The sequence below is a fragment of the Amphritea atlantica genome (assembly GCA_024397875.1).
In the GTDB taxonomy this organism is placed as follows: Bacteria; Pseudomonadota; Gammaproteobacteria; order Pseudomonadales; family Balneatricaceae; genus Amphritea; species Amphritea atlantica_B.
In genome coordinates, this window is the sequence record CP073344.1 from 879,840 (window position 1) to 902,118 (window position 22,279).

Genomic DNA, 22,279 nt, shown 5'->3' on the forward strand with positions numbered 1-22,279 from the left:
TTTAGCGCGAGTCCGGTATTGTTGTGGAAGGTTGTTTTTCTGGTTAGTCAATATGACCTTAAATTTGTTTATTTATGATCTGTTTGTGTTTAATTAATTTTTATATAAGTCGAACATGGTTGTTTATATGTAAATAATAGATCAAACGTCTTTTGGTTGTGTTGTATTGTTATACCTTCGTAAAGAGTTTTCTGTGACCGTATATCAGCGCCGGAGCGTAAGTCAGAGACTCAGACAAACAATAATAAATAATGCAGACAGGCTTCATGAAAACTAAAAACGCTGTTCAGGACCGTTCTGAAATTTCTTCTCAGTCTCAGAGTGTCACCGAGACCTCTTCAACTGTCAGTTCAATGACGGAAAGCTTCAACCGCGCGGCAGATTACCTGCGCGGTCTGGCGGACGACCCCGACGAAAACTGTTTCGTTCTATCTTCAAACTGATTTTTTAAAACACGCAGAGTGTCTGCGTATTTTTATATCCTTGCACCCGTGTTGCCTGCTTTTTTCCGAAGGAGAGGGCAGGTGGCACATCTCTGTTTAGCGAAATGTTTAGCGAAGTGTTTAGTGAAATGTTTAGTGAAGTGTTGGTGAAGTTGCGATGAGACAGAACCATTTGCGGCTGATAGAGAAGTATCAGCAATATGAGCAGGCTATTCAACGGCTGCTGGAATCGATGATGACCAGCTTTGCGGGTACCACATTGTTGTCGGACCGCGATGCTCAGGCTGAGGTGATGAACCGGATATGCCGCTATTATCCATTTGCTGAGCTGATGTATAGCGTGGATGTTAACGGTGTACAGCTGATGGATACCGTGTGCAGCCCCGGCGTGAGTTATCGGCAGCAGCGGGAGCCGGGTAAAGGGCGTGACCGCAGTCATCGTCCCTATATGCTGGTCGCCCGCAATACGGAAAATCAGGTCTGTGTTACGGATCCCTACCTTTCCTGTGCGACCCATCAGCTGGCGATTTCCAGTGTTCAGGTGGTACATGATGCTGAGGGTAATGTGGCCGGCTATCTGGTGATGAATTTTAATCTGCAACGGCTGATATCCTACCTGAAAGGCGATCAGATCCGAGCCGGTATTCATCCCATTTTTCAGACGATCTATGCGGCCATAGGCAGTATGCTGGTGCTGGTTTCGATCTTGCTGATCTACGCCGCAGGCGCTTCTCTGTGGAAAGCGTTTGAGTTGGGCGGGGATGTCACCACCCGCTCATTCGGGATCGTGATACTGATCACTCTGGGGCTGGCGATCTTTGATCTGGGCAAAACTATTCTGGAAGAGGAGGTCTTATCGAATAAAGACATTCATCACCACGATACCTCCCGACGAACGATCACCCGCTTTATGTCGGCTATTGTGATCGCGGTGTCGATAGAATCGTTGTTGCTGATGTTTAAGTCGCTGCTGGTAGACAGTGGCGGGCACGTGCTGAATGCGGTCTGGATGCTGATGGCTGCGGTGGCGTTGCTGATGTCGCTGGGGGTCTATCTGAAGCTGAGTAAAGAGTAAGCCGTAAACGATCTGGCAGACTTTCAGGTGAAGCCGGTGATGGCCCCTGAAAACCTGCCGATCAGCTTATTCCGGCAGTGGCCGGTTCTGGGCGCGGAATTCATGGGCTTCATAGGTTCCCAGATTGCGCATCTCTTTGGTAAAGAAGCTCAGTTCCTGCAGTGCATACTGCATCATCCGGTCATCGGGATGACCCTCGACATCCAGATGAAAGCTGGCACCTTTGGTCAGACCGTTGCCCATATAACTTTCCAGCTTCACCATATTGATGCCGTTGGTGGCAAAGCCGCCCAGTGCTTTATAGAGTGCTGCCGGGATGTTGCGTACGGTAAACATCAGGGAGGTGATGTAGGATACGTCCGCTTTGTGCTCCGGAATCCCCTGTTCACTGGACAGAATCAGGAAACGCGTGGTGTTGCCGGTAACATCCTGAAAGTTGTCCCGCAGGATCTCCAGATCGTAAAGCTCTGCCGCCAGACTGGATGCGATAGCGCCATGGGTGTTGTCCGGATTTTGTGCCAGTTCATAGGCAGAACCTGCGGTATCAAATGCGGCTATCGGCTCAATGCCCAGCTGTTTGATATGTCCGTCACACTGTGCCAGCGCCTGCGGGTGTGAGGAAACCGTTTTCAGCTGTTCAATGGTGGTTCCCCGGATGCCCAGCAGACAGTGATTTACCGGTTCAAAATGCTCGCCGATAATGTGCAGCTCGCTTTTCGGCATTAGCCGGTAGATCTCTTCCACCCGGCCAGCGGTTGAGTTTTCCAGTGGGATCATCGCCAGCTTGGCTTTGCCCTGATCCACCATAAACATCGCTTCAACAAAGGTTTCACAGGCAAACGCCTCCATCTCCGGGAATACCCGTCGACAGGATAGATGTGAGTAGGCGCCTTCGACGCCCTGAAAAGCGATGATGTTCGGTGCAGCTGACATGTTGGTTCCGGTTAATGAAAATAAGTAAGGCGGTAATTATGTCACAGATTTTGATTTTTGCAGTGAGCAGACTGACATTTTTCAGTAATATGGCAGCAACTTTGTTACCAGCTTAATTTGGGACCCCGATGACTCCGGAACGTACCGCGAAACTTATTCAAACCCTTAACCGCCGCCAGCCCGATCTGACCCTGATCACCGATCAGGTGCACAAGCCTCGTAATATCGCGGCTTTAATTCGCACCTGTGATGCGGTGGGGATTCCTCGCATCCATACGGTGACGCCCAAAGAGGGCTACGGGTTTAAAGGCACGACGAGAGGCAGCGATCGCTGGGTGAAAACGCAAAATCATAGCTCGGTGACAGAAGCCGTGGCCGGGGCCAAAGCTCAGGGGATGAAAATCTATGCGGCGCATTTTTCCGATCGCGCTATCGACTACCGGGATGTGGATTTTACCGTACCCTCTGCGTTGTTGATGGGGGCGGAAAAGTTCGGTGTCAGTGATGAGGGCGCCGCGCTTGCGGATGAGCATATCCTGATTCCGATGATGGGGATGGTGGGCTCACTGAATGTGTCCACCGCGGCAGGTATTATTCTGGTGGAGGCTCAGAATCAGCGTCTCAAGGCGGGAATGTATGAGGCGTCCAGACTTGATCCGCAGGAATATAAGGATACTCTGTTTGAATGGAGCTTTCCTGAGCTTGCTGACTTTTGTCATAAACAGGGGCTGGAGTATCCGCCGCTGGATGAACTGCTGGCGCTGACGGATGCGCCTGCCTGGTATCAGGCTGTGCGCGATGAATCAGCCCCGAAACGGCAGTGGTAATCGCCTTTGAGATTCTGATCATCTGTTTTATGACCCCTTGCCTTGATACATAACAGGAGAGAGTGAGTGCAGTTTCCGCGTTTTGTTCCGCTTGCCCTGTTGATGTTGCTGCTCTCTCTGGCGGGCACGACGCTGGTGACCCAGTTTGTCCGCAACTGGGCCTTAACCGACTTGAAGGAAAGTGGTGAAAACCAGCTGCTGAATATTATCAGCCAGACCCGTACGGAACTGGCTGACTATAAATACCTTCCATTTCTCATATCACAAAGTAACGAGGTGGCGGAGCTGCTGCGCAATCCCACTCCGGACAGAATTGCCCGGGTCAGCCGCTATCTTGAACAAACTAACCTGGTGGCAGGCTCTACAGCCCTGTTTGTCCTCGATGTGCAGGGACGTGCTCAGGCGTTTAGTCACTGGCGTGAGCAGCAGGATTTCTACACCGTCAGTCACCGTCAGCAAGCCTACTTTCTGCAGGCGCTGGAGGGACAGCAGGGGTTTCAACTGGTGTTGCCCTCCGGCGAAAGTGAGGGGGCTGCCTACCTTTCAGCGCCCGTCTATGTGAAGCGTCAGTTGATGGGGGTGGCAACGGTGCGGCTCGATCTGGCGCTGTTGCAGGCGGGGCTGGATCAGGGCAGCCATTACCTGTTCAGCAAAGAGGGGCATATTCTGATCGCCAGTAAGGCCTTTCAGACGGCTAAACAGTTGCAGGAGGTTGTCCAGAAACAGCGCACCGATCAGCTCTTCGATGGTTCTGATATAACCGTGGTGGGGCTGGCTAACGGCACCAGGGCAGTGTTACAGACCGTCACTCTGGATGACCTTGGCTGGCAGGTTTCGGTGCTGAACGATCTGCAGGAGGTGGGTCGGATACAGCGCAATGCGACGCTGTTTACTATCGCCTTCTGTATTGTGATCTCGTTGCTGGTCTTTCTGCTACGGGAACGGCAGCTGAAGCATATCTCCAGAAGAGAGACGCAACAGGCGTTGGAACGGAGCGAATCGCGGCAGCGGGATATTATCAATAACGCGCATGTTGGCATGATTACGCTGGATAACCAGGGACAGATTCTGTTTATTAACCCGATGGCGATGCAGCAGTTTGGTGTGTCGATGCCGCGGATTAAGGGAAACTATATCGGTGACCTGATTGAACCCGAAGTGTTACAGGGGGTCCTGAAACGGGTTCTGGACCGTCTGGATAGCCGCGGTTTTGCGCCGGTTACCGCGATGGAAACCGTGGGCAAACGGTCCGATGGCAATACATTTCCCATGCTTTTTTCAATCAAGCAGATCAAGCGGGAAGCCAGCGTCAATTATCTGGTGACGGTGATCGATATTACGCCGCGTAAACGACTGGAACGGGCGCTGCAAGAGGCCAATGATCAGCTTGAACATCAGGTTCAGCAACGCACTCAGGCGCTCCGGGAGGCCCAGGATGAGCTGGTACAGGCTGAGAAAATGGCCGCATTAGGGCGTATGTCATCAGCGGTGGTGCATGAGTTAAATCAGCCATTAACGGCCCTGAGAACCTATATTGCGATCTGCCGTCAACTGATTGAGCGGCAGGACACCGAGCAGCTGGACAATAATCTTGAGCTGATAAACGATCTGATCAGTCGGATGGTGGTGCTCACCCGGCAGCTGAAAACCTTTGCTTACCAGAAACCCCAGCATCTTTCCCCGGTTGATCCGTTGCTGGCACTGGATCAGGTGGTTGATCTGTTTCGTCCGCGCATAGAGCAGCAACAGATTGAGCTGGACTATTCCCGATCAGACTCTCGATCTGACTCCGATGCCGATCTGCAACTGCGGGTCAGTGGTGACAGTGCCCGTCTGGAGCAGATATTTGTTAACCTGATCAGTAACGGCTGTGATGCCCTGACAGATGTCGCCGAGCCGCGTCTGGAGATTCAGATACACTACAGTGCAGAAAGCGTTAGTATTGAGGTGATTGATAATGGCGGCGGCATCGATGCACAGAGCCAGTCACAGCTGTTTGAGCCCTTTTTTACTACCAAGCCGATTGGCGAAGGGCTGGGGTTAGGATTGCCAATTGTCCGTTCAATCGTGCAGGATCTGGGTGGGACCATCCGGGTTAACAGCCGACCCGGCTATACCTGCTTTCGTGTCAGCTTGCCATTAATCAGACAGTCAGAGGAGTGATCATGAACAGAGGTCAGGTATTGCTGGTGGACGATGATCCGGTGATCCGGCAGTCAACATCTCAGTGGTTGAAGATGGCCGGATTCGAGGTGATCGCCTGTGACCGGGCAACTGAGGCGCTGACCCACCTTGATGAGCAGTTTCCCGGTGTGGTGGTTAGTGATGTCCGGATGCCGCAGATGGATGGCTTACAGTTTATGCAGGAGGCGCGTGCCATTATCCCTGAGTTGCCGGTGATTCTGATAACCGGCCATGGCGATGTGGATATGGCGATCAGCGCGATGCGTGATGGCGCCTATGACTTCATTGAGAAACCTTTTGTGCCTGAACGGCTGGTTGAAACGATTAACCGCGCCTGTGAAAAACGACTGCTGGTGCTGGAAAATCTGCGCCTGCAGCAGGATCTGGCATCCCGCAGCGGCATTGACGCTAAGATTATCGGCATCTCGCCTGCGATCCAGAAACTGCGGCGTGATATTCTTAAATACGCCGCGTTGAATACCAATGTGATTATCTATGGCGAAACCGGCAGCGGTAAAGAACTGGTTGCTCAGTGTCTGCATGAGTTCAGTCCCCGCAGTGAGCGAAATTTTGTACCGATCAACTGCGGTGCGATTCCGGAAAACCTGATTGAAACTGAGTTGTTTGGTCACGAAGCCGGCGCGTTTACCGGCGCCACTAAAAAGCGTACCGGCAAGTTTCAGCATGCCGATGGCGGCACATTGTTGCTGGATGAAATTGAAAGTATGCCCGCCAGCCTGCAGGTGAAGATACTGCGCAGTTTACAGGAGGGGGTGATTGAGCCGCTGGGGTCCAATAAGCAGGTGCCGGTGGACCTGCGTATTGTCGCTGCATCGAAAGCGGATCTGTCCGTGGAGGAGAATTTCCGTCAGGACCTCTACTACCGGCTTAATGTGTCCTGCCTCTACCTCTCCCCGTTACGTGAACGTATCGAAGATATTCCGCTGCTGTTTGAATTCTATGCCCGCCAGGCCGCAACCCAGCACGGGCGTGAGTTGCGCAGGATAACCCGTCAGGATCTGACCAATCTGCAACAGTATGCCTGGCCGGGTAACGTCCGGGAACTGAAGAATATTGCCGTGCGTTATGCGCTGGATGATATGCAGCCTGTGGCTGATCTTATCTATCCTGAAAGCGCCATTGAGCCGGTCAGCAGTCATCGGCTGGAGAGTACGCTGCCGCTGGCTGCCCAGGTGGCAAACTTTGAATATAAGGTGATCTGCGACGCGTTGCAGCAACACCACGGCAACATCAAAGCGGTCATGGAGATGCTGGATCTGCCGCGCCGAACACTTAATCAGAAAATGGTCAAGTATCAGATCGATCGCGCCCACTTCATCGACTCAACCGGAGAATAGGCAAAAAGTTGCTTATTTCCCCGGCATTCCTGAAAAACTCTGCTTTACTTTAATTTTACCGACCCCGATATGTGCGATTCATTGGATACAGAGGGAAAATGACACCCTTGTAAGCAAGTTCTTGCTTATCGGTTGTGTTGGTAATCGGCAACTTTTTGCTTATTCTGTGTGGCTTTGAATAGCTAGGAAGATAAATAATTCATATATATCAACGGTTTGGTGTTTATTTTTTGGCTTGGCATTGGCATTGCATTATACGATGGACACTAACAATAAATCCCGAGAGAAGGAATTTAACATGCAAAGTAGTAAACGAACTCTGATCAAAGGCCTGGGCCTTGCAGTCACACTGAGTGCGGCTCTGGGTGGCGCTGCTATCGCACAGGCTGAAGAGAATCGCTCCTATATTCTTGCGACCGCCTCTACCGGAGGAACCTACTATCCAGTCGGTGTGGCTCTGGCGACACTGACAAAAGTGAAGCTTGAACCGAAGTATAAGGTGTCACTGTCTGCTATTAACTCTGCGGGTTCCGGTGAGAACATTAAGCTGCTGGACGAAAATGAGGCTCAGTTTGCGATTCTGCAGGGGCTCTATGGTGCATGGGCCTGGAATGGAGAGGGTGCTTTCGCCTCAACCGGTCCGAAGAAGAATCTCCGCTCCGTCTCTATGTTGTGGCAGAACGTTGAGCAGTTTGTCATTAAATCAGATCTGGCAAAGACCGGTACCGTTGATGACCTTGGCGGGCTGAAGGGCAAGAAATTCTCAATCGGCAAGAAAAACTCCGGCACAGAAGGGTCTGGTCTGCAGATTCTGAAAGGTCTGGGCGCCGATGCGGACAGTTTTAATATGGCTTATATGGGCTATGGCCCCAGTGCGGATGCACTGCAGAACGGCACTATCGAAGGGATGAATATCCCGTCAGGTGTGCCAACATCGGCCATTACCCGTGCTTATGCGTCGCTGGGCAGCGATATGACAGTGCTGGACTTTACCGATGAACAGATCAAAAAAGCCAATGGTCGCTATAAATTGTGGACCCGTTATGTGATCCCGGCTAATACCTATCCGGGTCAGGTTAAAGATATCAACACCATGGCGCAGCCTAACTTCCTCGCAGTTCGTGATGACCTGTCAGAGGAAGATGTTTACCTGCTGACTAAAACCATCTACGAAAACCTGCCGTTCCTGAACGGTATTCATAAGGCAACCAAGGCGATGTCTCTTGAAAAGGCGATTGAAGGTTTGCCTCTGCCGCTGCACCCGGGTGCTGCCCGTTACTACAAAGAAGCGGGTCTGACTATTCCCGAGCATCTTATCGCTGAGTGATCTGTATCGCTGAGCTGTATTAATAATCAGTTCGGCGATCTGGCGGGGGCGCTCTGAGCCCCCGCTATCTTTTGTTTTACGTTCATCGTCAACGGAATACCGCTATGAGTTCTATTGATACCAATACCGACCAGGAAACAGCCGCAAAACTGAAGAGTCTTGAGCTGTTACAGCGTCCGGAGCATTCGCTTACAGGACGTTTTATTTACTGGGCCGGTGTTCTTTTTGCCCTGGTACATATCTACTTTAATACCCTGAGTACCGTCTCCGAACTATGGGTGTCTGCTATCCATTTTGGCGGCTTTGCGATGTTGTGTGCGCTGATGGTTCCGATGGTGCGCAGCAGTACTGTGGCGGGTCGTCGTGTCACACTGATTCTGGATATCCTCTTAGGGTGTGCCGCGGTTATCTGTGCCCTTTATCTGATCGGCTTTGAAGATGCCCTTTATGCCCGCGGTGTTAAGTTTGACGATCTTGACTGGGTCTTCTCACTGTGCGCAATCTTTATTGCGCTGGAGATGGCGCGTCGCACGACTGGCTGGTTTATCCCCTGCATGATTCTGGTCGCCCTGACCTATGTATTCTGGTGGGGACAGTATATTGACGGAATTTTTGGTTTTCCGGGCCTGAGTCTGGAAACACTGCTGTATCGCAGCTACTTCTCTTCTGAAGGGATGTTTGGGCAGATTGCCCGGATCTCCTGGACCTATGTATTTATGTTTATTCTCTTCGGTGCCTTTCTGGTGAAGTCCGGTGCCGGGGATTTTATTATCGAGTTGTCCCGCTGTGCGGCGGGGCGGATGGTAGGCGGTCCCGGATTTGTTGCGGTGCTGGGTTCTGGCCTGATGGGCTCGGTGTCCGGTTCATCTGTGGCAAATACTGTGTCTACCGGGGTCATTACCATTCCATTGATGCAGAAGGCCGGCTTCCCCGCCCGTTTTGCCGCGGGTGTTGAAGCCGCCGCTTCGACCGGGGGGCAGCTGATGCCGCCTGTGATGGGGGCCGGGGCATTCATTATGGCGTCCTATACGCAGATCCCCTATGTGGATGTGATCGCTGTAGCGGCATTGCCGGCATTGCTGTATTTCCTTTCGGTGGGCTTTTTTGTTCGTGTCGAAGCGATGCGCAGTCAGGCGCACGCGGTAGAGCTGGATACCCGTCCTATCGGTGAAGTGTTTAAGGATGGCTGGCATTATCTGTTGCCGCTGGTGGTACTGGTAAGTTTGCTGATTTACGGTTTTACACCCACTTATGCCGCAGGTATCTCCATTATTTCGGTGGTTGTTTCATCCTGGCTGTCAAGGCACCCGATGGGCCTCAAAGATATCTTTGATGCGCTGGCCCAGGGCTCCAAAAATATGGCGACAACGGCGATGCTGTTGATTGCGGTAGGCCTGGTGGTTAACGTGGTGGCGATGACCGGTATCGGTAATACCTTCTCTCTGATGGTTGCTGAGTGGGCTGGCGGAAGTCTTCTGATCACGCTTCTGCTGGTGGCGCTGGCGTCTTTGATTCTTGGCATGGGGCTTCCGGTCACGGCGGCCTATATTGTTCTGGCAACGCTGTCGGCCCCTGCGCTGTACAATCTGATTGCGGAGATGCAACTGGTGGATATGATGGTCAGCGGCACGCTGCCGGAAGTCGCCCGGACCATCTTCCTGCTGGTTGATGTCGAGAAAGCGGCACTTCTGGCTGAGCCGATGAGTAAGCTTGATGCGCAACAGTTACTGGCGCTGGTGCCGGGCGACTTTAAAGGACAGTTGCTGGAGCAGGCGATTGATCCGGCGCATCTGACCATGATTCTGTTGTCTGCGCATATGATCATCTTCTGGTTGTCTCAGGACTCTAATGTCACGCCACCCGTCTGTCTGACGGCATTTGCCGCCGCAGCCATCGCTAAGACGCCGCCTATGGCAACGGGCTTTACCGCCTGGAAGATCGCAAAGGGGCTCTATATTGTGCCGCTGCTGTTTGCCTATACCAACTTTATCGGTGGCACGACTGCGGAGGTATTGAGTATCTTCTTCTTCTCAGTATTTGGTATTTACGCGCTGGTGGGTTTCATGGAGGGATATCTTGAAAGTCCGTTGAATCCATTCTTCAGACTCATCTCCGGTGCTGCGGGAGGGCTGATGCTGTGGCCTCATGGTGAGTGGTGGATCAGTAGTCTGGGCTTGCTGGCCTTTATTGCTCTGTTTATCTACAGCCGTTCACGCAGGGAGTGTCAGGCTGATGCTTTGGCATAGACGTTCTGACATAGCACTGTGGCATAGGCACAGGGCGGATAAACCCTGACTGAAAAATTAAAACCGGCTTTTACAGCCGGTTTTTTCGTTTTTAAGATAAATAGTGAGTAATATCACTTATTCATAAGACGTCAATTTGTTAAATTAGCGTCTGGAACCCAGGTTCCCCGTACTTTGTTAGCCGGTGGATATAGCATTAGCTCTTATCGCCGCGTGTTTGCAGGGTACTGTCAGTATTATAAAGGCTGGCTAGATATAGGCTCACAACAGTGGATGTTATGGTCGCCAGTTTTCTGCTTAGTTCCGGGGGGGAGCTAAGCGGTAAAAATGCTATGAAGAGGCTTTTTTAAAAGCGCTTCAGAATTGCGGTAGGGACTATGTTAATAAGATCAAAGTTAATAAGATCAAAGTTAAGATCACCGAAGCGGGTGATTCATTTACCAATGCTCCTGGGCGTGAGTTCTGCGCTGATTTTTTCCTCTGTTTCGGCAGCGGGTGAGCAAAATTCTAACGAATGCTATCAGCTTTTTTCCTTAGCCGATTATTCGGATGCCCGGCTACAGTGTCAGGAGCTTGCCGAGTTGGGAGACGCGAAAGCCGCCTTTTTGTTAGCGACGATGTACTATCAGGCGCTGGATACTGAGGAGGATGATCAGCGCGGGCTTTTCTGGGATAAGGTCGCGGCAGAGAAAGGCCACCCTGAGTCGGCCTATCGTCTTGGACTGGCGTATCAACTGGGCCAGGGGGTCAGTCAGAGCAATAGTCAGGCGCGTCACTGGTATCAGCAGGCGGCACTGGCTCAACATGCCAAAGCGCAAAAGCTGCTGGCTTCGATGTTTGAAACCGGGGTTGCCGGTGAAAAGGATGAGATTCGGGCATATCGGCTGTACCTGAAAGCGGCCAGACAAGGGTTGGTCGGTGCTCAGCTTAAGGTCGGCACAATGCTGCTTGAGGGGCGCGGAGTGGCGGCCAACAGAGCCGCTGCGCAGCACTGGATCAGAAAAGCGGCTGACGCGGGTAATGCCAACGCGCAAGTGGCGATGGGGGTGATGCTCGCTGAGGTCGATCCCGCTGATAGCCTGAACTGGTATCGACGTTCTGCCGAGCAGGGTAATGCGCTGGCACTGCAAAATCTGGCGCTGGTGTATTACGCAGGGCAGGGGGTTGAAACCGATCATATGAAGGCGGCGGAGCTGGCTCAGCAGGCCATTGATGCCGGTAATAGTGAGGCATCAGCACTGTTAAAACTGATTCAGTTGGAGACAGAGCAACAGAAAGTTCTGGAGCTACAGGCGGAAAAAAAACTGCTGGCACGACAGATCCGCGAGTCGATCCCCGATAACGGATCCGGCGAGCAGCAGTTGTTGCTGGCAACATTCTTGGTTGAGAGTGAGTTACCTCAGGCGAGTCTGATGCAAAATGCTGAGGCCGTTGTTGAATCAGTGCCGTCAGATGATAAAGTATCAGATGTAGCACGTACACTACCCGATACTGAGCCGTCTGAGAGCTTACTGACTCAGGATAACGGGTTCCAACAACCTCAGTTGCGGCCTGAAAAAAGCTACGAGCTGGCCGATGGCTGGGTAATGGAGCAATCGGCTTCTAATTTCACTATTCAGCTTCTTTATGGCACGGATGAGGCTGGTATGCTGACGTATATTAAGGCACATGAACTGCCCTCTACGGCCGGATATTTCCGTACAATGCGCGGCTCAGATCTTTATTACGTGCTTGTTTATGGCAATTACAGCTCGATATCTGAAGCACAGGAGGCGTTGGCGGATATACCCGAATCTGTTCGGGAGAATCATTGGATTCGGGCATTCAGACGTTTACAGGAGCTTTATGTGATGCCAGCGTCCTGATGGGCACTGAGTTTTCTCGCCTGCTGAATCAGAGCAGCCGGTTCTTTGATTATTTTGTGCCGGTGGGCAGGAATTGCAATTGCAGGATGGGGTTTTGGCAGGTCCGAATCCTTTCGGGCCGGGCCCATCATCGATTACGCTGGGGTCATGAAATTTAAAAGTAAGTTTAATTAATCAACAGATGTGTTCGGTTCCAGAGGTTAGCAATGCGACAACGGTTAAAACTAATGATTGCGACCGTTATATTGCTGACCAGCGGGACTGTGGCCGCGGATATCCAGGACTGCCTGCAGGCCTATACCGAGGGTAAAGCGCCACAGGCCTTCCAGCATTGTCTTCCTCTGGCGCAGGAGGGTGAACCTCAGGCGGCGTTTATCCTGGCTCGATTGTATGCTCTGGGTGTTGATGGAAACTCACCCGACTGGGAGCAGGTGGTTGAATGGCTGCGTATCTCGTCAGAGGCTAATCATGCTGAAGCGGCTTATAACCTTGCGATCGCTTACCAGAAAGGCAAGGGAGCCGCGGCAGATCTTCAGCAGAGTCTCAAATATTACCGCCAGTCATCAGAACTGGGTAATCCTAAAGCGATGCGCAACCTTGCTATGCTGTATGAAAAAGGGAACGGGGTTGAGAAAGATGTTGCCCAGGCCTTTACTCTGTATCAGCGTTCAGCTGAAGCCGGGCTAACTGACAGTCAGTTAAAGGCCGGACTGATGCTGTTACAGGGCGACGGGGTGGAAAAAGACCCGGTGGCTGCGCGCCGCTGGATTGAAAAATCAGCAGCAGCGGGGAATGATAAAGCTCAGCTGGCGTTGGGCGTATTACTGATTGATTTTGATCCTGATACGGCTATGCATTGGTACATTCAAGCGGCTGCCGCCGGTAATGCTTATGCTGCCCACAATCTCGCGTTGCTATATTCAGAGGGACAAAACGTACCTCAGGACCTGTCACAGGCACTTAACTATGCCAGGACCAGCCTGGAACTTGGAAACCGGGCGACTCAACCGCTCCATGATCGGATTCTGGCCCGTATCGAGGAACAGGATGTCGGTCAGCAAGGTTCAGGGAAGCAGGATCCAATAGCAGGGGGCTCTGCTAAGGATGAGAAGCAAACTACAATTGCTGCCGACTCTGATAGAGCTCTGTTGATGGCTGAGTTTAAAGATATGGAGTGGCTAAAGGCGCAGCCGCCCGAACATTTTGTAGTACAGCTGGCAAGGTTGAGTACACTTGTGGGAGCTTATCGCTTTATCAAAGGGTTAAAGCTGGAGCAGATTGCCCATACGGTTAAACTGGGTCAGGATGACTATGTGATTTTGCTCAGCGATAGTTTTGTCGTTAAGGCTGATGCCCTGAAGGCGCTTAAAGTCCGGCTTCCCCCTGCTCTGGCGGGTGAGGCCTGGGTACGCAGTTATCTTTCTCTATATAAGCACTAATTCTTTGTGAAAATACTCCTGCTTTCCGCTTACGATGCCGCCAGTCATGCATACTGGCATAAAGGACTGGTCGAAAACCTGAGTCATCATCAATGGACCGTGCTGACATTACCGCCGAGATACTTTTCCTGGCGGATACGGGGCAACAGTCTGAGCTGGGCCTTCAATGACAGAGCGGTGCTGGAGCAGGAATACGATCTGATCATTGCGACCTCGATGACAGACCTTTCCGCGCTGCGGGGATTTGTTCCTCACCTGGCCAGTATTCCAACTCTGGTGTACTTTCACGAAAACCAGTTTGCCTACCCGGAATCAGGCCGGGAGTATGGCAATGTTGAGCCAAAGATTCTTAACCTGTATACCGCACTGGCCGCAGACCATGTCTGTTTTAACACCCATTACAATCGAAATACCTTCCTGGCAGGTTGTCGTGAACTGTTGAAGAAGCTGCCGGATCATGTGCCGACAGGCGTCGCTGAACAGCTGGAACAGCGATCATCAGTGCTTCAGGTACCGCTGCCGCAGCGCGCATATCAGTCCCATGACCCCCAGACAGGAGCTATTCGGATTATCTGGAACCACCGCTGGGAGTTTGATAAAGGTCCGGAGCTACTGCTTCACGCCGTGCAGGGACTCTGTGATGCCGGGCTGGATTTCAGGCTGGATGTTGTCGGTCAGACGTTTCGTAAGGTACCGGAATCGTTCCGGGAAATTAAACAATTACTGGGTGCACGGGCGGGCCATTGGGGCTTTGTTGAATCGGTCGAAGAATACCGTAAGCTGTTGCAACAGGCGGATATAGTGCTCTCCACGGCGCTGCATGATTTTCAGGGGATAGCGGTGCTGGAGGGCGTGGCCGCGGGAGCGGTGCCTGTTGTCCCCAAGCGCCTGGCTTACCCGGAGCTTTTCCCGGACAGTTGTTGTTATAACAGCGGCGAGGGAGAGACCGATAGTCTGGTGCAAACGGTGTGTCGCTATGCCGAAGCCCGGCGTGAGGGATGTGCTATATCAGCGCCTGATATTTCGGCTTTAAGCTGGAGCGCTATGGCTGAGCAGTATGAGGGTTTATTTAACCGGGTTGCGGATATGGATCATCGAGGCGGGTAATCTTACGCTGCGACCCATTGATCTGCGATATTCTCTTTGTAACTTCCGAATAAGCCTGACAAACATGAGCAGCCCATCCGTTGATGGACTGCTCTGACCGTTTGACTGGCGACAGAGCCTGGCTTAATTAAATCCAGCCAGCAGGGCTCTCCATTCGGGGTGAATAAACCCTTCATCCTTCATCACCGTGGTAACCGAAGAGCTTTGCTGAACGGATTCCAGGCTCACTGTTGTTGCCTGATTCAGTCGCTCCTTCAGAGGCTGTTCCGACATAAACGGGCGCATGGCGATACGCACTCCGGAGGTGGTCACACCAAACTGGGTGTTGTTGATGGTTGGCGTGAGTGCGACAGGCTGATTGTCTATCCATACTGTTGCCGCAGTAATTGCATGGTATTCGCCAGCGACGGCAACCTTCAGATTTTTCGGCCGGGTATTTTTAAAATAAAGCGCGCTACAGACTTCAAATTGATTGCATGAGAGGGTGCGAATCAGCTGGTCTGAGAGATTGTTGGGGAGCTTATGTTCCGGCTGATTCGTTATACTGCTACAGCCAGTCAGTAATGCTAGCAAAAATATGATGGTGTACTTCATGTGCGTGTCTCTTCCTTAACTGAATGGGATGTTGTTGATTAATGATTATAACGGGGAAACATCGCTCTGCAATGATATCTGACGACTGTTTTTCCGCTCTTATGGTAAAGGGCGTTCATATAACAGTGAGCGAAAGAGCCGCAGAGCGCAGCCGGCTTTACTGATCCGGCCACTTCTCTATCCGCTGATATAGTGAAGGGGCACCGCTGTGCTATCGACTATTTTACGCATGATAAAGGCTGACTTAACCCCGGTGACACCTTGTATACGGGTAATCTTACCCAACAGTATATCGTGGTAGCGATCCATATCCGGAACCGCGACCTTGAGTTGATAGTCGGCATCGTGACCGGTAATCAGATAGCACTCCATTACCTCTGGAAAGCTGCTGATAGTGGTTTCAAAGGCTTCAAACCGTTCCGGTATATGTTTATCCATGCTGATATGCAAAATAGCAATCAGATTAAGATCGACAGCCCGTTCGTCCAGTCTGACAACACGATCACGAATGACACCTGATTCTTCCAGTGCCTTGACTCTGCGTGAACAGGGCGCCGCAGTCAGACCGACTTTTTCAGCAAGGTCCTGATTCGACAGCCCGCCATCACGCTGTAATTCGCGCAATATTTTTAAATCAAAATGGTCGATCGGGTGGTTTGATTTCATTGTTTTGTTTCTCTGCGCAATAATATGTATTGGTTTATTGTATTTGATTAATTAATATTGCGCAAAAATACAAATATTCTCTTATTTAGATCGGTTATTGCGCAATAAACGCTTTAAACTTTGCTCTATTGATTGCTGCAGCGATAAATATTTGCCGGGAACCATCAAAGCATGCCGTTATCAGCGGATGTGGGTGACAACATCAAAAGTGTCTAACCAGGTTTAAGCGCCAGTCTACCGGACTGATTCATGTGTACCACAAGTATGCGATAGACAGATTTGGTCCCGCGCTTCCCGCGCGGGATTTCAAACCAGACAACGATTCATAAACCCAACAGCTGCCACCGACTGGCAGATACCGAGCAGGACAAAACTATGTTCGACCATCGTAAATACAGTGCATTTGAGCCGATTCGTCTGACCGACCGTAGCTGGCCAGATAAGACCCTTACACAGGCGCCAGACTGGTGCAGTGTAGACCTGCGGGACGGTAACCAGGCACTGGTTAATCCGATGAATGTTGAGCAGAAGACGCGACTGTTTGATCTGCTGGTGAAGCTGGGCTTTAAAGAGATTGAAGTGGGTTTTCCTTCAGCGTCTAAACCTGACTTTGATTTTGTGCGTAAGCTGGTAGATGAGAAGCGGATTCCTGAAGATGTCACCATTCAGGTGCTGACTCAGGCCCGCGAAGATTTGATTAAACGCACCTATGAAGCGATGACCGGAGTGAAAAAAGCGGTTATCCATGTGTATAACTCCACCTCAACAGTGCAGCGGGAACAGGTGTTTGGCCAGTCCCGTGAAGGGATCAAGGCAATTGCGGTTCAGGGCGCGAAATGGGTACAGCAGTATGCCGGTCAGCATCCCGATACCCAGTGGTCTTTCCAGTACTCACCGGAAAGTTTTAGCGGCACTGAGATGGATTATGCGATTGAAGTCTGCGATGCGGTGATTGATCAGTGGCAGCCTGAGAGTGGCCGGGACATTATTGTTAATCTGCCGGCAACCGTGGAGATGTCTACGCCGAACCGTTTTGCTGATCAGGTTGAGTATTTCTGCCGTCATCTGAAAAACCGCAGATTTGTACGTATCAGTCTGCATACCCATAACGACCGGGGCTGTGCAGTGGCTGCTGCAGAACTGGGGGTGCTGGCCGGTGCTGACCGGATTGAGGGGACGCTGATGGGTAACGGTGAGCGTACCGGCAATATGGATGTGATTACCATGGGAATGAACCTGTACTCCCAGGGGATTGATCCGAAACTGGATTTCTCCGATATCATGGAGATTAACGAAGTGGTGGAAAGCTGCACCGGTATTCCGGTGGGTGTACGTCATCCCTGGGCAGGTGAACTGGTGTATACCGCATTCTCTGGTAGCCATCAGGATGCAATCCGTAAGTCAGTGAACTATCACACCGAGCATAAGAAACCACACTGGGATGTGGCTTATCTGCCCATCGATCCGCGGGATATTGGCCGTGAGTATGAAGCCGTGGTGCGTATTAACTCTCAGAGTGGCAAGGGTGGCGTGGCACTGGTACTTGAACGGGATTACGATATCAGCCTGCCGAAATGGATGCATTTCCCGCTGAGCCGGGTGGTTCAGGGGGCAGCAGAGCACAGTGGCGTGGAAGTTTCACCGATCAATATTAAGCGTCTGTTTGATGAACACTTTATTACGGTGTCTGACCAGTGGCAGTTACATGACTATGACCTGCATACTGAAGGCCATCATGTCAGTGCCAGTTTTAAAATCGGTGAAGCACAGTTTGCCGGAGAGGGCGCAGGCGCACTTGAGGCACTGTGTGCTGCACTGACAACCACATTCGGTTGTTCTATTGAGGTGATACACTTCGATCAGCATGCGATCAGTGGCGGCACCGATGCCAACGCTCAGGCCTCAGTGGCGGTGCAGATTGACGGTGAAGAGTACTGTGCAGTCGCGGTAGCAGAAGATACGTCTGCGGCGGCACTGCAGGCGATGCTGACCGCCTTCAGCCGCACCGGTATTGCGGCGGCACAGGCGGCTTAAACGCAGGTTAAATGCAATACTGATAACAAGCCCGGCACTGATTGCCGGGCTTTCTTATGGGTAAGGCATGACGGTTAATACTTAGAGAGATCTTATTTCTCCGGGTTGTCGGTGAAACTCACCGGAGGCATTGCCCGTCGGTCAACCTCCAGATGGAATATATCAGGCCGGTTATAATGTCCGGCAACATCCAGCGCTTTACGGGAATCCCGTGCTGCATCGATATCGATAGTGGCATATAACACTCCTTTTTCATTATGCAACGGGCCGGCTACCACACCGCCAAAGGGTTTAACCACCACGGCATCACCGGGATTGATCCATTCATCATCCTGAAACAGGCGATCACGTTCAGGAAAGGAGGCGGGTATATCGCTGCCCTGCATTGCTGTTGCGGTACTCAGCACCCAGCAACCACCTTCCCGGGCGATATGATTCATCGACGCTATCCAGGTATCGCCGCTGTCCCAGGTCGGGGCAATATAGAGATCGATATCCTGGGCATAGAGGGCATAGCGTGCCAGTGGCATATAGTTTTCCCAGCAAATCAGGCAGCCAATGCGACCAACCGGGGTATCGACCACCTGCAGTCCGCTGGCATCACCAAATCCCCACACCATCCTTTCCGGATTAGTCGGCATTATTTTACGATGCCGGTTAAGCAGGGAGCCATCACTGCCTATGACCACAACAGTATTGAACAGGGTCGAGCCGCTGAACTCTGAGTCGATCTCGTTCATGCCGATCACCACAACCATATTGTGTCGGGCGGCAGCTTCGCAAATGGGGTCAAGGTCGCCCCTGGTGATATCGACAGAGTTCTGACGTAACGTGTTGTGGATAGTATTCCCCAGGCCGATATCGCCGCCGGGTTTCAATCGCCAGATCCAGGTTGGGTATCCGGGCAGAAAAGCTTCGGGAAAAACCAGCAGTTGTACGCCCTGTCTGGCGACCTCGTCAATGGTTTCAACGGCTTTGTTCACTGAAGCTTTCAGATCCAGGAGTACGGGTGGTTTCTGTGAAATTGCAACATTGATATCCATACTGTTCTCTCCTTTGCTGTCCGGGTATACCCGGACCAGCGGGATTTATTTGGCAGCCTGCTGACTCAGGTGGTTAAATAATTATAGAGCCTACTCCCGGATCTGTTCGCCGGATCCGCCAGCTTCAGCAGGGAGGTCTTTCATTTTTGGCAGACCATCGGTCATCCGGTGTACGGTTTCCTGATAGTGCACATGCAGAGCTGGTTCAAATTTTAGCTCTGGAATCACCGCAGCAGGGACATCGGTGACCCCCATGGATGGGTGTTCGGTAAACAGATGACCGCCGCATGAACGACACCATTTACGAATGCTGCCGGGAGTTTTTCGATAGCTGTCGATATTGTCTGCACCCTGCGTGACATGCAGTGTTTCGGGCTTCCATAAGGTAAATGCACTGACGGGTCCGGCGGACCAGTGACGACAGGATTCACAATGGCAATAGGCCATCAGCAGAGGCTGCGTTGTCACGGTAAAAGTGACTGCACCGCAAAAGCAGCTGCCCTGGTATTTCGGTTGGGTATTCATGATAGCGCCCCACTGGGTTAAGGGTTTGTGTATTAAGTACAGCATTGGGGCTATATTTTGTTAAGTACAGAAATCGTACTTTAAACTACTAAAACTGTAGTGAAGCATCAGAATGGGGGAGTATATGAAAGGTTACGGACAGTTTTGCCCTATCGCCAAAGCGTGTGAAGCCTTGGGGGAGCGATGGACATTATTACTGATTCGTGAGCTATTGTGTGGCAGTCACCGCTATAACGACTTCAAGCGCGGATTACCACTCATCTCTCCGACAATGCTGTCGCAGCGGTTAAATGTGTTGCAGCAGCGCGGGTTGGTTGAATTGAGGCGCTCTGAAGACAATAAAAGCAGAGAGTACCACCTGACACAGGCCGGACTGGAACTGGAACCGATTGTGATGGGGCTGGGGGAGTGGGGCGCTCGCTGGGTCCGCAGCCAGATGTCAGACGATGATCTGAGTGTCGAGTTGTTGATGTGGGATATGCGACGCACAATCAACTGTGCAGCCCTGCCAGACTGCCGCACGGTACTGCATTTTGAATTTCACGACCTGGGTCAGCCTTACCGGCACTGGTGGATGCTGGCTGAGAACGACGGGATCGATCTGTGTGTTGATGACCCGGGGTTTGATCCTGATCTGCATTTTATCAGTGACCTCAGAACAATGACGGCTCTGTGGCTGGGCGATACGACAATTGTTGCCGCGGAGTCGGATGACAGACTGAAAATCTGTGGTGCGTCACTGTTACTCCGTAATCTTCCGGAGTGGTTCATGTTCAGTGGTTTTGCCGCGGTTAAGAGTGGCCTGTCAGACGCGCGGGGCAGCGGCTGATATAACGTCAGCGTAATATCCTGGTCCGGATTCAGTTGATTCTCTTTGCTATATTCGCTGTGACGGTGAGTCATAATCTGTTTTTTGTGATGCTGCCAATTCGCCTCAGGGAGAGTGGTTTTGAATCGGCAAATAGCGGTATGGGATGAGCCTGTTTACTGTCGGGGCTATTATGGCGGGGCTTTCGGTTCCCGGGCGATATTGAACCGACCGGGATTAACGCTCTGATGCAGCATATACTCCGCGAGCTGGACGATGAGGCGTTACAGCCAGAATCCTCTCCGGCCTGAGGGGAGCGCGGGGCCAGAAACAGGAAAGCCACCGGAAGGTGGCTCTCGCATGATGAATTGTTAAGCTGAACGCTTTAACTGCTGGCTTTGGGATTGGGGCCTGATTTGGGACCGCGGCCAACCCGCTTTTTAGGCGATTTTTTCTGCGAGGCAGATTTTTTCGCTGCCGCTTTAGCCACCGCTTTCTTGTTTTTAACTTTAGTTTTTTTAGGTTTGGCTTTACCGCCGCCTTTACCCGGTTCCGGTTTTTTCGGTGCCAGTCCCGGGAACGTGATCCGGGGAAGTTTTTCGCCGATGAAGCGTTCAATCTTACCCAGCGTTGCCCAGTCTAAAGGTTCTACAATCGACCAGACGGTGCCTTTGGCGCCATCACGGCCTGAGCGTCCAGACCGGTGGACATAGCTGTCGGCTTTCATCGGCAGATAGAGGTTGATTACGTGAGTCAGATCCGGCAGATCCAGTCCGCGACCCACGACATCGGTGGCGATAATGATCTTGATCCGCCCACGGCGCATCTCTTTGATCCGCTGGGTGCGTTCACTCTGGCGCATATCACCATGCAGGCCGTAACAGAGCATACCGGCGTTGCGGATGATATTGACCCAGTGCTCTACCTGTTTGCGGCTGTTGACAAAGATAATGCCCTGTTTCAGTTCAGGCTGATGGATCAGTGCTTTAAGCAGATACTCTTTGTGCTGTTCGTTGTCGGCGCGATAGACATACTGCTCAATATTGGTCGGTATGTGGCGAGGTTGTTCTACAGCGATAATCTGTGAGTCTTCATTCAACAGGTCTGCGGCAAACTGCTGAATCTTTTCGCCTTCAAGGGTGGCGGAAAACATCAGTGTCTGACGTTTCAGCGGCAGGACATCGGCAATCTGTTTTATATCGTGGATAAAGCCAAGGTCGAGCATCCGGTCGGCTTCATCGATGACCAGCATATCGACCAGAGACAGGTCGAGCCACTCCTGGGCATTCAGCTCCAGTAGTCGTCCGGGGGTAGCGACCATAATATCGATCGGCTCAGCCAGCATCGCTTTCTGCATACCAAAGGGAACGCCGCCGACAATCAGACAGCTTTTGATCCGGTTGTGCCGGGTCTGTAGTTCGATAACCTGATAGATCTGTTTCGCCAGCTCCCGGGTAGGGGCCAGAATCAGTATCTGTGGCGCACTGCTGTGATCCTGATCCTGATCGAATATTTTTTGCAGTGCTGGCAGCACAAAGGCCAGGGTTTTACCTGTTCCGGTGGGGGCTGAAGCCAGCAGATCTAAGCCATCCATTGCCACAGGAATTGCCTGTTGCTGGATCGGGCGGGGGCTGAGGAAGTTGTTGTCAGCCAGTGGGCCCAGAATTTCCAGATCCAGATTTAGGTCGATAAAGAACATCGATGGGTACTCACAGGTTTAAAGGCGCAAGCATACATTATTTTTGCCAGTGCGGATATTTCAGTACGCGTGGATTGACCTGTTTATAGCGGTGATGACGTTAATA

Annotated in this window: 18 protein-coding genes; 12 read left to right on the forward strand and 6 right to left on the reverse strand. The window is 51.7% G+C overall.

The features are described 5' to 3' along the window. The first annotated feature begins 266 nt into the window (after positions 1-266). Positions 267-443 carry a hypothetical protein gene (locus KDX31_03945; GenBank protein ID UTW04177.1) on the forward strand — a complete coding sequence of 59 codons (177 nt, stop codon included), beginning with the start codon at positions 267-269 and terminating at the stop codon, positions 441-443. Between the two features lie 157 nt (positions 444-600). After that, positions 601-1,518: a hypothetical protein gene (locus KDX31_03950; GenBank protein ID UTW04178.1), complete on the forward strand. Its 918-nt coding sequence runs from the start codon at positions 601-603 to the stop codon at positions 1,516-1,518. 66 nt (positions 1,519-1,584) lie between these two features. On the opposite strand, the gene KDX31_03955 is transcribed toward KDX31_03950, so the two are convergent. Then, positions 1,585-2,451, reverse strand: a complete 867-nt coding sequence (locus KDX31_03955) for a prephenate dehydratase (GenBank protein ID UTW04179.1) — start codon at positions 2,449-2,451, stop codon at positions 1,585-1,587. A gap of 128 nt (positions 2,452-2,579) precedes the next feature. Here KDX31_03955 and trmH point away from each other — a divergent pair, with 128 nt between their 5' ends. The 8 genes from trmH (at position 2,580) to KDX31_03995 (ending at position 14,804) form a co-directional block, all read left to right on the forward strand. Beyond that, positions 2,580-3,278, forward strand: a complete 699-nt coding sequence (gene trmH / locus KDX31_03960; protein UTW04180.1) for a tRNA (guanosine(18)-2'-O)-methyltransferase TrmH — start codon at positions 2,580-2,582, stop codon at positions 3,276-3,278. Between the two features lie 66 nt (positions 3,279-3,344). Next, positions 3,345-5,441 (forward strand): PAS domain S-box protein, encoded by a 2,097-nt coding sequence (locus KDX31_03965; protein UTW04181.1) that lies wholly within the window; start codon positions 3,345-3,347, stop codon positions 5,439-5,441. Between the two features lie 2 nt (positions 5,442-5,443). Beyond that, positions 5,444-6,820, forward strand: coding sequence for a sigma-54-dependent Fis family transcriptional regulator (locus KDX31_03970; protein UTW04182.1), 1,377 nt, complete (start codon positions 5,444-5,446; stop codon positions 6,818-6,820). A 298-nt stretch (positions 6,821-7,118) separates the two neighbouring features. After that, on the forward strand, positions 7,119-8,147 hold the full coding sequence (locus KDX31_03975) for a TAXI family TRAP transporter solute-binding subunit (protein UTW04183.1): 1,029 nt from the start codon (positions 7,119-7,121) through the stop codon (positions 8,145-8,147). A 104-nt stretch (positions 8,148-8,251) separates the two neighbouring features. Then, on the forward strand, positions 8,252-10,393 hold the full coding sequence (locus KDX31_03980) for a TRAP transporter fused permease subunit (protein ID UTW04184.1): 2,142 nt from the start codon (positions 8,252-8,254) through the stop codon (positions 10,391-10,393). Positions 10,394-10,974: 581 nt separating this feature from the next. Beyond that, positions 10,975-12,258, forward strand: coding sequence for an SEL1-like repeat protein (locus KDX31_03985; GenBank protein ID UTW04185.1), 1,284 nt, complete (start codon positions 10,975-10,977; stop codon positions 12,256-12,258). 206 nt (positions 12,259-12,464) lie between these two features. After that, the gene (locus tag KDX31_03990) at positions 12,465-13,697 is read left to right on the forward strand and encodes an SEL1-like repeat protein (protein ID UTW04186.1); all 1,233 of its coding nucleotides are present in this window, start codon (positions 12,465-12,467) and stop codon (positions 13,695-13,697) included. A gap of 6 nt (positions 13,698-13,703) precedes the next feature. Further along, positions 13,704-14,804, forward strand: a complete 1,101-nt coding sequence (locus tag KDX31_03995; GenBank protein ID UTW04187.1) for a DUF3524 domain-containing protein — start codon at positions 13,704-13,706, stop codon at positions 14,802-14,804. 123 nt (positions 14,805-14,927) lie between these two features. Here KDX31_03995 and KDX31_04000 read toward each other — a convergent pair whose 3' ends face one another. Together KDX31_04000 and KDX31_04005 are read right to left on the reverse strand one after the other, a co-directional pair. Next, the gene (locus KDX31_04000; GenBank protein UTW04188.1) at positions 14,928-15,398 is read right to left on the reverse strand and encodes a hypothetical protein; all 471 of its coding nucleotides are present in this window, start codon (positions 15,396-15,398) and stop codon (positions 14,928-14,930) included. Positions 15,399-15,575: 177 nt separating this feature from the next. Further along, a complete protein-coding gene (locus KDX31_04005; GenBank protein UTW04189.1) occupies positions 15,576-16,064 on the reverse strand; it encodes an Lrp/AsnC family transcriptional regulator in 489 nt (162 codons plus the stop codon). A 375-nt stretch (positions 16,065-16,439) separates the two neighbouring features. Here KDX31_04005 and leuA point away from each other — a divergent pair, with 375 nt between their 5' ends. Then, positions 16,440-18,098, forward strand: coding sequence for a 2-isopropylmalate synthase (gene leuA / locus KDX31_04010; GenBank protein UTW04190.1), 1,659 nt, complete (start codon positions 16,440-16,442; stop codon positions 18,096-18,098). 92 nt (positions 18,099-18,190) lie between these two features. On the opposite strand, the gene KDX31_04015 is transcribed toward leuA, so the two are convergent. Both KDX31_04015 and KDX31_04020 read right to left on the reverse strand, forming a co-directional pair. Beyond that, a complete protein-coding gene (locus KDX31_04015; GenBank protein UTW04191.1) occupies positions 18,191-19,141 on the reverse strand; it encodes a carbon-nitrogen hydrolase family protein in 951 nt (316 codons plus the stop codon). Between the two features lie 90 nt (positions 19,142-19,231). Further along, a complete protein-coding gene (locus KDX31_04020; GenBank protein ID UTW04192.1) occupies positions 19,232-19,666 on the reverse strand; it encodes a GFA family protein in 435 nt (144 codons plus the stop codon). Between the two features lie 124 nt (positions 19,667-19,790). On the opposite strand from KDX31_04020, the gene KDX31_04025 reads away from it, so the two are divergent. Next, the gene (locus KDX31_04025; GenBank protein ID UTW04193.1) at positions 19,791-20,495 is read left to right on the forward strand and encodes a helix-turn-helix transcriptional regulator; all 705 of its coding nucleotides are present in this window, start codon (positions 19,791-19,793) and stop codon (positions 20,493-20,495) included. A gap of 364 nt (positions 20,496-20,859) precedes the next feature. Here the strand turns inward: KDX31_04025 and KDX31_04030 are convergent, their stop codons facing one another. After that, complete coding sequence (locus KDX31_04030; protein ID UTW04194.1) at positions 20,860-22,173, reverse strand: DEAD/DEAH box helicase; 1,314 nt, start codon at positions 22,171-22,173, stop codon at positions 20,860-20,862. Positions 22,174-22,279: the final 106 nt, after the last annotated feature.